The sequence below is a fragment of the Streptomyces sp. NPDC104307 genome, assembly GCF_055584045.1.
Map to the genome: position 1 here is coordinate 56209 of NZ_JBVJMU010000013.1, position 12304 is coordinate 68512.

Genomic DNA, 12304 nt, shown 5'->3' on the forward strand with positions numbered 1-12304 from the left:
TTACAAGCCGTCGTTACCGCTGGACGAGCCGTCGCCGGGCTTGTTCTTGTCGCCTCCGTGCGCTCCGGGATCCTGGCCGGTGTCCGGCTTCTTGTAGTAGACCTCGGTGCGCTGCTGGATGGCGTGCAGACGCTCGGAGTGTTCCTGGTCGACGTTCTCGTAGCCGCGGTCGGCCAGGTCGACGGTGATGCCCATCGCTTCGAGCTGATCGCTGAGCGTCTTGGACAGCAGCGTCAAGCGCTCGTGCACCTTTGTGTAGGCCATGTCCAGCCCCATGGCCTCCGGGAAGTCGGCGCTGCCGTAGGCAGTTGCGTCGACCTTCTGTTCGGTGATGCGGCCGTGCGCGGCCGGTGACGCGTCGAGCTTCGTCAGCAGCTTGTCCACGCGGATCTTGAACTTCTGCAGAGACTCACTGGGCGCCGCCAGATCGGACGAAGGTGATCCGTCGCCCGGAAGTTCAGGTCTCATGCAAGCACCTCCCCTAAAGTGCCGCGGAACCGCAGGCGTGGATGTGGGATGCGCCGGGCGCATCCCACATCCACATCGTGCCGGTTCCGTCGTGATTCATCTGAGCTTGGGTCAGCCCTGGAAGCGCCGGGCCTGGGCGAGGTCGTTCGCCCGGTAGCCCTCGGTGGCTTCCATCAGCCTCGTCGAGATCGTCAGCAGCGTCTCGTGCATGTGGTTGACCTTGATGTCCCAGCCCTTGTGGCGGTCGTAGAACGCGCGCTGCGTCTCGCCGTCCCAGGTGGCGACGACGGCCTTGACCTTGGTGTTCAGGTCGTCGAGCTGACCCTTGATGGTGTTGGCGGTCGACTTGACCTGGTTCGAGGCTTCTACGACCCCTGAGTACGTAATCTCCATGGAACGGTCTCCTGATGCGACTGGTGCGAGGCGAAGTGAGGGCGGGCTGCGAAGGCGGGTTGCTAGGAGACCTGGAACCGGTCCAGGACTCCGTTGCTGCCCGTGTTGCCGACGCCGTCGATGCCCTTGAACTTGTTGAGCTGCTCGACTTCCTCCGCGTCGAATCCGTCCTTGCTCATCCGGACGGCTTCCTGGGTGAAGTCGAGGAGATCCTTCAGGTCGCGCACGTCGAGGTTGACCTGCGTCTGGAGGCCGTTGTACGCGTTGGCCGCGACACCCTTCCAGTGACCTTCCACGGCGTCGATGACCCCGTTGAGGTGCGTGATCCTGCCCTGGAGTGTGTCGTGCATGTGGCCGAGCTCGCGGATGAGACTGTCAATCTGATCAGCTGAGTGCTTGAGCTTGTCTGTCATAACGCACCTTCCCCCATGAATCGGATGTCGCGGGCTGCTTGCCTGTCGCTACCACGCGTACATCGGACCAAAGTTGTCAATTATCAGTTTAGCTGCGGCCGCCACTCAATCCAACAGCCTTAGTCTTGCCTTGCGTTGTTGGATATTCACCTAATTACGCGGCTGCGACGGTCCCGCAACACGATCGCGGCGCCCGCGATCACTGCCACGAGAAGGCCTGTGGTAGCCAGCACGTAGATCGAGATCCGGGCGATGCGTTCCTTCCTTGTTTCACCCATCTGGAGCGCGATTGGTTCCGGCCCGGCGGGACCATTCGATACCGCGCGGTCAGGGGTGGGGGCGTTCACCGGATGTTCGTCGTCGTTGAGGGCGCGCACCGGGTCGACCACCCCCCAGCCGACGAACTTGTCACGTCCGTTGACCGCGCGTTCCGCGGTCTGCTCGATCTGGGCCACCACCTGGTTCTGTTTCCAGCCCGGGTGCTTCGCCCGCAGGAGCGCGGCGACTCCGGCGACGTAGGGGGCGGAGAAGCTGGTGCCGTTGTCGACGCACTGGCCGCCCTTGGGGACGGTGGACACCATGTCGACGCCCGGCGCCGCGACCCCCACGAAGTCGCCGGTCTGGGAGAACGGCGCCCGCTCGTCGTTGCGGTCGGAGGCGGCCACCGCCAGGACGCCCTTGTACGCCGCCGGGTACGTCACCTTGACCGCGCCGGCGAGTCCGTCGTTACCGGCCGACGCGACCACGACGATGTCCTTGTTCAGCGCCTCGGTCACCGCGAGTGCCAGGTCGGAGTCGGCTCGCAGGGGCTTGGCGGTGTCCTGGGAGATGTTGATGACCCGGGCGTGCTGCGCGATGGCGTGGCGGATGGCCGCGGCCATCGTCGTGGCGGTGCCGGTGCCCTTGTCGTCGTTCTGCCGGATGGGGATGATCGTCGCTTCCGGGGCGAGACCGACGAACCCGGTGCCCGAGCGCGGGCGGGCCGCGATGATGCCGGCGACCTTGGTGCCGTGGCCGACCGGGTCGAAGGTGCCGTCGCCGCCGCTCGGCTTGCCCTTGCCCTTGCTCTTCGGGGCGTCCGGGTCCTGGGACCCGTCCTTCGGCACCGGCAGCAGATCCTTCCCGGCCGACCGGTCGACGGCGGACTTCAGCTGCGGGTTCGTGTCGTCGACGCCCGTGTCGATCACCGCGACCCGGACGCCCTTGCCCTTGGTGTCCTGCCAGAGCTGGTCGAAGACCAGCCGCTGGAGCGCCCAGGGACGGCCCTGGATCTGCTTCTTCATGGGAAAGGTGCACTCACCGCTGGCCTCGGAGCCCGATTGCGGGGCGTCATCGTCCGCGGCCGCGAGTCCGGGCAGGGCGGCACCCGCCGCGATCGTCAGGAGCAGCACGACGGCCGAGGAACGGAATCCGCTGCGAGTGGCGCCAGTGTTACGAGCAGTGCGAGTGGTGCGAGTGGTGCGGGTGGTCATCACGCTTCCTCCTCCCCGTCCTCAGGAGCTCTGCGGCTGTTTGGCGCTGTTCGTATCGAGCCGGGGGCCCTTGGGCAGCAGGTTGGACCAGTTGTCCGGTACCGGCAGCGGCTTGACGTCCTTGTAGCCGAGCCTGGTCTGGGCCTGGTTGACCTCGGCGGCCTGCTCCTCCGGGGTCGTCGGCTTCCCGGTGGCCCCGATCTTCGAGGGGTCCGCGCTGCTGTCGTTGTTCGTCTGTACGGCGTACCGCAGTCCGGTGTCCGTCACCAGGAAGAGTGAGCCGGTGGTGGGGGACGCTCCGTTGAACTGCCGGTACAGGACACCGCTGCCCGGTGTGACGTACGCGCTGGTGGCACCGTCCAGGAAGCGGACGGGGTATCCGGAACCGGCCCACGTGGTCAGTTTCGGGTCACCCTTCCCGGTGACGCCGTGCAGCACGTTGCAGACGGTCCCGGTCGGGGACGCGGTGTCGTTGGCCTGCGTCGGTACGTTCCCCGGCCAGCCGTACTTCGCGTAGAACTCGTCCGGGGAAGAGGTGAAGGACTGCGGTCCGACCTCGGCGGCCTGCGCCTTCTGGCCCAGCACCGCCGCCTCCGGGCTCGTCAGGAGCAGCCTGGCGACCAGGTCGGAGACGGGGGCGACCGATCCCGGCAGGACGACGTACTGCTGCATGCCGGTACCGGCCACGGCCTTGAGTACCGTGCCCACCTTGTCCAGGCGGGCGTCCAGTCCGTTGACGCCGGCCGGGGTGCCGGCCTTGGCGGGCAGCTTCGGGAAGTCGATGGGTGCGCCGGTGTGCAGGGTGCCGAGCCAGTCCTTGGTGACCTTCTGGGGCTGGGCGCCCTCGCTGAACAGGGAGCGGCGCAGTACCTCGTCGCGGGCGGAGGGCTTGTCGCCGCCGCTGGTCCCGATGGCGTGCTGCGTGCCGTCCGCGTCCACCAGGTACCTGGTGCCGTTGCCGCCGTCCGCCTCGACGTAGAGGGCCTGGCCGCCGTGGAGCTGCTTCTTGCCGCCGACCTTGTCCGCGTCCCGGTCCGCGAGCAGGAAGACCGCCTTCTGCACGGCCCCGCCCGAACCGGCGCCGGGCTGTTCGCAGACGACCCAGAGCTTGTTCCGGCCGGCGTCCTCCTCGCTGGGCAGCCGGTCGGGTGCGTACGGTATGCCGAGCATCGGCCCGCGCTGCAGCTTCCCGCTGTCCAGCTCGGACTCCTTCACCTGGAGCACCGAGGAGTCGCCCGGGTCCAGGAGGAGTTTCGCGGAGGAGAAGTTCAGCACCGGGTGCAGGCGCTTGACGCCCTTGGTCTCCAGGACGACATAGCGGGTCGTCGAGTCGCTGCCGACGATGACATGGGCGCCGGGCTTGTCCCAGCCCTCGGGCACCTTGGGCTTGAAGATCCCCCAGGCCCCGAAGCCCGCCAGCAGCAGGGCACCCACCACCACTCCCGGCACCATGGCGCGCAGCGGGCGCGGCGCCGCTTCGTCCGTACCGGCTGCGGACGGCTGCAGAAAGGCGGCGACCAGCCGCTTTTTCGCGAAGGTGTAGGCGTTGAGTTCGTCCCGCCGTGATGCCATCTGCCCGACTTCTCCCCGTGGTTGTAGATGCCTCGCGAACCGCCACCACTATGCCCGCCGACGCTCGTCCGCCGCCGTGCGGGTACATGATTCAGCTTGATCTAGCGAGGAACCCCGGGGCTTCAGCCCCGGGAGGAATCGCTTCTCTGGAATGCTCTGACGTGCGGGTTACGTCGGACGTTTTGCTGCTCGGCGCACTCCTTGATGACGGATAACGGTGCGCCGCCGCAGGAGGCTGAGAAATGCGAGGGCCCGCGCCGGCACTTCGGGGTGAAGACCAAGTGTGCGTGGAGGGTGTAGACGACTGTACGACACACACGAATGTTCGAGTCCGGTTCCCCTTGCGGCGCCATAGGTCCATTGGATTAGCGTGACCGTGTGAAGATCGTTGTGCAGGTCAAACTGATACCGGACGCCGCACAGGCCCCGGCCATCAGTGCGACCCTGCATACCGTCAACGACCGGGCCAACTGGGTTTCCGGTGTGGCGTTCGAGCACGGTGTGCCACGCGAGTACGAACTACGTAAACACACCTACGCCCAGCTGAAAGCAGCCGGCCTCGGCGCGCAGGCAGCCCAGCACACGATCAAGAAAGTGCGCGACGCCTACACCGCACTGGCGGCCAACATCCGGGCCGGAAACCTGGGCAAACCCGGATCGAAGCGCCGGGCCACGGCCGAGTCCAAGCCCATCGTCTTCCGCCCCCGGGCCGCGCACCCGTTCGACGACCGGTGCCTGTCCTGGCAGTACTACGCACAAACCGTGAGTATCTGGACCACGGCGGGACGGCTCAGGAACGTGCGGTTCGCCTGCTCCGCCGGCGCGCTCAAGACGCTCCGTGAGTACCGCAAGGGCGAGTCGGACCTGATCGAACGCAACGGCGTGTTCTACCTGATCGCGGTGTGCGAAATTCCCGAGGCCCCGCTCAACGAGGACCCGTCCGGGTTCATCGGCGTGGACCTCGGAATCGTCAACATCGCCACCACCTCCACCGGCTACCCGGCCGGCGGGCGCGGCCTGAACCAGCACCGCAAACGACAACTCGAACTGCGCCGCAAGCTCCAGGCCAAGGGCACCAAGTCCGCCAAACGCCGCTTGAAACAGCGCGCCCGAAAAGAACAGCGGCACGCCAGAAACATCAACCACATCATCTCGAAGAAGATCGTCACCACCGCTGAACGCACCGGCCGCGGGATCGCCCTGGAAGACCTCACGGGCATCCGCGACCGGGTACGGCTCCGCAAGGACCAGCGGGCACCACTGCATTCATGGAGCTTCCACCAGCTCGGCTCCTTCATCGAGTACAAGGCACGCCGGGCCGGGGTGCCTTTGGTGTACGTCGATCCGGCGTACACCAGCCGCCAATGCTCCCAGTGCGGGTACACCGACCGGAAGAACCGGGTCGATCAAGCAACGTTCGCGTGCCGCGCCTGCGGCGTCACCCTGCACGCGGACGATAACGCGTCCCACAACATCAACCGCAAGGGCGAAATCGTGTGGAGAGCGGGGCGTGAGTCACGCGTCCCAGCCACCCCATAGGTGGCCGGACGGAGGAGACAACCCAGCAGCCAGCTGGGCCCTACCTCCAAGCCCGGTCCTTCAGGACCGGGTCAAGTTGACGGAGTCTGCCAAACGCTCCTGTCCGGCTGTGCGCCCCTGGGGCCTTTCGTCCGGATCAGGCCCGAGCCCCCATTCGAACGCCTCGGCGCCGGTCGTGGGACAGTTGGCGGTCGCGGGCCGGTGTGCGAAGCGCGTCGGTCCACGCACACACGCCGTAGTGCCGTGACACGGAGGGACATACCGGGGGATGAGCAGCGCGACGACCGCAGTGATGAGTGTGCACCCGAAGCCAGGACGCATCGGCGGGGTTCGGCTGCACCAGGTGGTGTTGATAGAGGTCGCCGGCGCGCTGATGCTGATCGCGTGGGTGACGAACAGGGTCATGCTGGTGCCGCTGGGCCTGGTCGCGGCGGTGCTGGTGCTGCTGGCGGTCCTGCGGCGGCGGGGACGGCCGGTGGTGGAGTGGCTCAACGCGGTCATGGCGCTGCGCGGGCGGCTGCGGGCCGCCCGGCAGCCGTGGTCCGCAGACGGGATCGATCCCGGGCTGGCGCCGGTCATCGAGTGCGACGCGGCGCTGCGGACGTACACCTACACCGACCGGCAGCGTGAGCGCTCGATCGGGATGGTGGGTGACGGGACGTTCCTGACGGCCCTGGTGCTCGTGCAGCCGCGCGACGAACCGCTGCGGTCGGCCCGGGACGCCCGGCCGCTGGAGCTCGGCCTGCTGCACGACGCCCTTGAGGTGGACGACATCCGGCTGGAGTCCGTCCAGGTCGTCCAGCACACGCAGCCCGCGCCCGGACCGCACCTGCCGGAACAGGCGGCGGCCGCCCGCTCCTACGCGCCGCTCCAGGCCCAGGCCGGCACCCCCGCGATCCGGCTGACCTGGATCGCGCTGAAGCTCGCCCCCGAGCTGTGCCCGGAGGCGGTGCGGGCCCGCGGTGGCGGGATCGGCGGGGCGCAGCGCGCGCTGCTGCGGGCCACGGACCAGCTGGCGAGCCGGCTGGCGGGGGCGGGGTTCGACGCCTCGGTCATGACCGAGGCGCAGGTGACGTCCGCCCTGGCGACCTCGGCCGGTGTCAGCCCACAGGCCAGCGCCCTGGCGGTACGGGCGGACGCCCCGCTGCGGCGTACCACGGAGTCCACCCGCGCCTGGCGCTGCGACGACCGCTGGCACACGACGTACTGGGTCGGCCGCTGGCCGCACCTGGGCGCGGGGGCCGCGCCCACCGCGCAACTGGTGGCGCTGCTCACCTCGATGCCGGCGCTGGCCAGCACGTTCAGCCTGGCGGTCTCTCGCGGGACCGGCGGCGCACCGGCCGTCAGCGGACATGTCCGTCTCACCGCGCGCGGCAGCAACGAACTGGTCTCGGTAAGGCGGCAGTTGGAGCGCGCGGCGCGCGGGGTGAAGGTCAGCCTCGTCCGGCTGGACCGCGAACAGCTGCCCGGTGTGCTGGCCACCCTGCCCCTCGGAGGTACCCGTTGAGCACGTACCGTACGACGCCCGCCGGGACCGGCGGTCCGGCTCCCGCCGCCCCTCGGGCGGCCGGGCGGAGCAGGCCCGGGTTCGGGCTGCTCGGCCCGCGCCGCGACCGGCACGTACTGCCCGTGGAGCAGCTCGCCGCGCTACGGCTGCCGCTCGGTGACGACGGGGTCGTGGCCGGTGTCGACGCCAAGGGGCAGCCCGCGGTGCTCGGCCTGTTCCGCCCCACCCAGCTCGATGTCGTGGTCATCGGCAGTGTGTGGACGGCGCAGGTGCTGGCGCTGCGCACGGCAGGTACCGGTGCGCGCGTCGCCGTCGAGACGGCCAGGCCGCACGCGTGGACGGGGCTCGCTCAGGCGGCGGGCGGCGGTCAGCAGTGCATGACGGTGCACGACGTCAAGCAGGTGGGCCCGCAGGGCGCTTCGGTCACCAGCCCCGTGCTGGTCGTACGGGACTGCGGTATGCGCCCGCCGCGCAGCCGGCTGGCGACGGGGCCGTGGCAGTCCGTGCTGACGCTGATGCCGTTCCTGGGTCCGTCGGCGCCGAAGCTGATCGAGAACGCGGGGCTGGTCGGTATCCAGCGGGTCTCCCCGGAGGAGGCGGCGGTCCTCGGCCGGATCCTGCGGCTGCCACGGGTGCAGGCGGAGGCGCTGCCCTCGCTCGGTGACGACATGGTGCTGTGGTGCACGACCCAGCACCGCAAGCTCGTCAAGCTCCAGCCGACCGACATCGAGGCCGGACTGCTCGGCGTCCCGCGCCGCCTGGACTGACCCGGCCGGTTCCCCGCGTGACCCCCCTCGTGCATTGGTCTTGACCAATGCGCGAGGATGCGGAGATCATGTGCGACGCCTTCACCAGGCCTTCGCATTCACTCTTCGCATCCGACCCGCAGGAGAACCACGCACCATGCGCATATCCGCAGTCACCGCGGCCACCGTGCTCGGCGGGAGCCTCGCCCTGGGCCTCATATCCGTCCCGGCTGCCCAGGCCACGCCTGCCGGCCCGTCGGAATGCACCACCGACGCGTTCGGAGTCGCCGGGAAGTACGGCGAGTTCGTCCTCGGTGACGATGTCCACTCCCCCGACGCGGAGGGCGCGGTGGCCGTGGGCGGCAACGCCGACTTCCGCGGCGGGTTCAGCGTCGCCAACGAGCTGACGGCGGCGGAGGTCGCCGCGCTGCCCGGACAGGCGTCACTCGTCGTGCGCGGCGATCTCCTCAACGGCGGCTCGGTCACCGCCGTGATGAAGGGCAACGCGGTCGTCGGCGGCAAGGTCAGCGACCGTGCCGTCGAACTGCACTCCGGGTCCTTCCGCAAGGAAGCCGGGCTGATCGACTTCGACGCCGAGTTCACCAAGCTCCGCGGCTACTCCGCCGCGCTGGCCGGGGAAGCGGCGACCGACGGCACCCAGGTGAAGGCCGACGGCAGCCGGCTCACCCTGACGGGCGACAACACCACCCGCAACGTCTTCCGGGTGACCGCCGGTCAGCTGGAGCAGGCCAAGGAGGTGTTCCTCAAGGTCCCGGCCGGTGCGACCTCGCTCGTCAACGTCAGCGGCGACAGCTACGACATGGCCACGGCCGGCACCACCGGGTTCTTCCTGTCCGGCGGGCAGGACTTCGTCCTTGACGACAAGCTCCAGAGCGCCTCCGACGGCAAGGTCCGCGCCCGCCTGCTGTGGAACTTCCCGGACGCCCGCACCATCACCAAGAACAGCCAGGCGGCCTGGCCCGGCAGCGTGCTGGCACCTCGGGCCCACCTCGAACTGGGCACCGCCGCGCCGGTCAACGGCTCGGTGTGGGTGGCCTCCCTGCACGGCTCCGGCGGTGCGGAGACGCATCACTTCCCGTTCAGCGGCTGCCTGCCCGGGACCGGGGAGACCCCGTCGCCGAGTGAGACCCCGGGCACCACCCCGCCGGTCGTCAGCACCCCGTCCGGTTCCACGACGCCCTCCCCGAGCGACACCCCGGCGGGCTCCGCCTCCCCGTCCAGCTCGCCCTCCGACTCCGCCTCGCAGCCTGCGGAGGCGGGCACGCCGACCCCGTCGCAGAGCAGCACGGCCCCCGCCGGGGGCGACCTGGCCACGACCGGCAGCAGCGGCACCCTCCCGCTGATCGTCGGCACCGCGGTGGTGCTCGCCGCGGGCGCCGGACTGGTGGTGGCGTCCCGCCGCCGCTCGAAGCGCGCCTGATCCCGCGAAGCCGCCGGTCCGTCAGCGGACCGGCGGCTTCGGTGCCGCGATTCCTACCCGGGCAGCACCGGCAGCAGCTGCGGCAGGTGGCCGTCCGACGCGGCGGCCGCCGCCACCCGCTCCTCCGCCACCTCCCCATACAGCGTCGTACGCGGCTTCGCCGGCCGTCCGGCGGCCTCGGCCACCGCGACCAGGTCCTGCACGGACTTGTACGAGCCGTAACTCGACCCCGCCATCCGGGAGATGGTCTCCTCCATCAGCGTGCCGCCCAGGTCGTTCGCGCCCGAGCGGAGCATCTCGGCCGCGCCCTCCGTGCCCAGCTTCACCCAGCTGGTCTGGATGTTGGTGATGTGCGGGTGGAGGAGGAGGCGGGCCATGGCCGTCACCGCGCGGTTGTCCCGGTCGGTCGGCCCGGGGCGGGCGATGCCGGCCAGGTAGACGGGCGCGTTGGTGTGGATGAACGGCAGCGTCACGAACTCGGTGAGGCCGCCGGTCTCCTGCTGGAGGTTGGCCAGTGTCCGCAGGTGGCCGAGCCAGTGGCGGGGCTGGTCGACATGGCCGTACATCATGGTCGAGGACGAGCGCAGGCCCACCTCATGGGCGGTCCTGATGACCTCCAGCCAGGTCGCCGTGGGCAGCTTGCCCTTGGTGAGCACCCAGCGGACCTCGTCGTCCAGGATCTCGGCCGCCGTGCCGGGGATCGAGTCGAGACCGGCCTCCTTCGCGGCGGTCAGCCAGTCGCGGATGGACATTCCGGTGCGGGTCGCGCCGTTGACGACCTCCATGGGCGAGAAGGCATGGACGTGCATACCGGGGACGCGCTCCTTCACCGCCCGCGCGATGTCGAAGTACGCGGTGCCGGGCAGGTCCGGGTGGATGCCGCCCTGCATGCAGACCTCGACGGCGCCGACGTCCCAGGCCTGCGCGGCCCGGTCCGCGACCTGGTCGAGGGAGAGGGTGTACGCGTCGGCGTCGGTGCGCCGCTGCGCGAATGCGCAGAAGCGGCAGCCGGTGTAGCAGACGTTGGTGAAGTTGATGTTGCGCGTGACGATGTACGTGACGTCGTCACCGACCACGTCCCGGCGCAGGGCGTCCGCGATCCGGCACAGCTCGTCCAGCGCGGGCCCGTCCGCGTGCAGCAGGGCGAGCGCCTGCTCGTCGGTGAGCTTCGTCGGGTCGTCGGCGGCCTGGCTGAGCGCCCCGCGGACATCGCCGTCGATGCGGGACGGCACCATGCCGGGGGCGGCGGCCTCGCGGAGCGCCTCCCAGTCCCCGTACACCTCGTCGAAGTCGTCGCGGCGGTCGGCGGTGCGGCCCTCGGTGTCGATGGTGTGGTGCAGATCGGTACGGCCGGAGGCGTTGAAGCCCTCGTCGGGCTCCTGCCAGGGCAGCCCGGCGGGGATCGCCCCCTCCTTCGCGAGCCCGGTCTCCGGGTCCGCGAGCGCCCGGACGTGCGGGAGCAGGCGCGGGTCCAGCCAGGGTTCGCCGCGCTGGATGAACTCCGGGTAGATGGTGAGCCGTTCACGCAGCGTGAAGCCGCTCTGCGCGGTCTTCGCGGCCAGCTCGTCGATGTGCGGCCAGGGGCGCTCGGGGTTCACGTGGTCGGGCGTGAGCGGCGAGACGCCGCCCCAGTCGTCGATCCCGGCGCCGATGAGCAGCGCGTACTCGGCGTCCACCAGGTTCGGCGGGGCCTGGATGCGGGCCGACGGGCCGAGGATGTGGCGGGCGACGGCGACGGCGGCGGCCAGCTCCTCCAGCTCCGCGTCCGGCATGCCGCGCATCGCGGTGTCCGGCTTGGCGCGGAAGTTCTGGACGATGACCTCCTGGATGCCGTGGTAGGCGCGGGCGGTCTTGCGCAGCTCGAAGAGGGAGTCGGCGCGCTCCTCGTACGACTCCCCGATGCCGATGAGGATGCCGGTGGTGAACGGGACGTTGGAGCGGCCCGCGTCCTCCAGTACGCGCAGCCGGACGGCCGGTTCCTTGTCCGGTGAGCCGTGGTGCGGGCCGCCCGGCTCCGACCACAGGCGGGTCGCGGTGGTCTCCAGCATCATGCCCATCGACGGGGCGGCGGGCTTGAGCCGCTGGAGGTCCGTCCAGGTCATGACGCCGGGGTTGAGGTGGGGCAGCAGCCCGGTCTCCTCAAGGACCCGGATCGCCATGGCGCGTACGTACGCGAGGGTGTCGTCGTACCCCTCGGCCTCCAGCCACTCCCGCGCCTCGGGCCAGCGGTCCTCGGGCCGGTCGCCCAGGGTGAACAGCGCCTCCTTGCAGCCCAGCTCCGCGCCCTTGCGGGCGATGTCGAGGACCTCGTCGGGCGACAGGAACATGCCGTGGCCCTCGCGCCGGAGCTTGCCGGGCACGGTGACGAAGGTGCAGTAGTGGCACTTGTCGCGGCAGAGCCGGGTGAGCGGGATGAAGACCTTGCGGGAGTACGTGATGACACCCGGCCGGCCCGCGGCCTCCAGCCCGGCGTCCCGGACCCGGGCGGCCGAGGCGGCGAGATCCGTCAGATCCTCGCCGCGTGCCTGGAGGAGGACGGCGGCCTCCGCCACGTCGAGGGCGACACCGTCGCGGGCCCGCCTGAGGGCACGGCGCATGGAATTGGTGGTGGGGCGTCCGCTCTGAGCATCGGTCATGAAACGAGCATACGAGCGGGTAGCCGGCCGGTGACCGGCTGGATCTCCCGCAGGCCACACCCGCCCCCGGCGTCCCGTCCGCCGCGCGGAGCGCCCGCCCCCGGAGTCCCTGGGCCC

The 12304-nt window shown here is 70.1% G+C and carries 10 protein-coding genes; 4 read left to right on the forward strand and 6 right to left on the reverse strand.

Translation table 11 applies throughout. The annotated features are described in order from the left end of the window. From ACZ601_RS27540 to eccB, 5 genes are all read right to left on the reverse strand, one after another. Positions 1 to 468, reverse strand: coding sequence for a hypothetical protein (locus ACZ601_RS27540; protein WP_469542807.1), 468 nt, complete (start codon positions 466 to 468; stop codon positions 1 to 3). 111 nt (positions 469 to 579) lie between these two features. After that, positions 580 to 861 carry a WXG100 family type VII secretion target gene (locus ACZ601_RS27545; protein ID WP_469542809.1) on the reverse strand — a complete coding sequence of 94 codons (282 nt, stop codon included), beginning with the start codon at positions 859 to 861 and terminating at the stop codon, positions 580 to 582. Between the two features lie 62 nt (positions 862 to 923). Then, entirely contained in the window at positions 924 to 1274 is a 351-nt protein-coding gene (locus tag ACZ601_RS27550; RefSeq protein WP_390089171.1) for a WXG100 family type VII secretion target, read from the reverse strand. Positions 1275 to 1420: 146 nt separating this feature from the next. Continuing rightward, the gene (gene mycP / locus ACZ601_RS27555) at positions 1421 to 2557 is read right to left on the reverse strand and encodes a type VII secretion-associated serine protease mycosin (protein ID WP_469543172.1); all 1137 of its coding nucleotides are present in this window, start codon (positions 2555 to 2557) and stop codon (positions 1421 to 1423) included. 210 nt (positions 2558 to 2767) lie between these two features. Continuing rightward, positions 2768 to 4318 (reverse strand): type VII secretion protein EccB, encoded by a 1551-nt coding sequence (gene eccB, locus ACZ601_RS27560; RefSeq protein WP_440574950.1) that lies wholly within the window; start codon positions 4316 to 4318, stop codon positions 2768 to 2770. A 378-nt stretch (positions 4319 to 4696) separates the two neighbouring features. Here eccB and ACZ601_RS27565 point away from each other — a divergent pair, with 378 nt between their 5' ends. The 4 genes from ACZ601_RS27565 (at position 4697) to ACZ601_RS27580 (ending at position 9551) form a co-directional block, all read left to right on the forward strand. Beyond that, positions 4697 to 5857, forward strand: a complete 1161-nt coding sequence (locus ACZ601_RS27565; RefSeq protein WP_469542814.1) for an RNA-guided endonuclease InsQ/TnpB family protein — start codon at positions 4697 to 4699, stop codon at positions 5855 to 5857. A 268-nt stretch (positions 5858 to 6125) separates the two neighbouring features. Further along, positions 6126 to 7364: a type VII secretion protein EccE gene (gene eccE / locus ACZ601_RS27570; protein WP_469542816.1), complete on the forward strand. Its 1239-nt coding sequence runs from the start codon at positions 6126 to 6128 to the stop codon at positions 7362 to 7364. Next, a complete protein-coding gene (locus ACZ601_RS27575) occupies positions 7361 to 8131 on the forward strand; it encodes a hypothetical protein (protein ID WP_469542819.1) in 771 nt (256 codons plus the stop codon). The genes eccE and ACZ601_RS27575 overlap by 4 nt, the downstream gene beginning before the upstream one ends. A 136-nt stretch (positions 8132 to 8267) precedes the next feature. Continuing rightward, positions 8268 to 9551: a choice-of-anchor A family protein gene (locus tag ACZ601_RS27580; protein ID WP_469542823.1), complete on the forward strand. Its 1284-nt coding sequence runs from the start codon at positions 8268 to 8270 to the stop codon at positions 9549 to 9551. A gap of 53 nt (positions 9552 to 9604) precedes the next feature. Here the strand turns inward: ACZ601_RS27580 and ACZ601_RS27585 are convergent, their stop codons facing one another. Continuing rightward, entirely contained in the window at positions 9605 to 12187 is a 2583-nt protein-coding gene (locus ACZ601_RS27585) for a bifunctional FO biosynthesis protein CofGH (protein ID WP_469542826.1), read from the reverse strand. Positions 12188 to 12304: the final 117 nt, after the last annotated feature.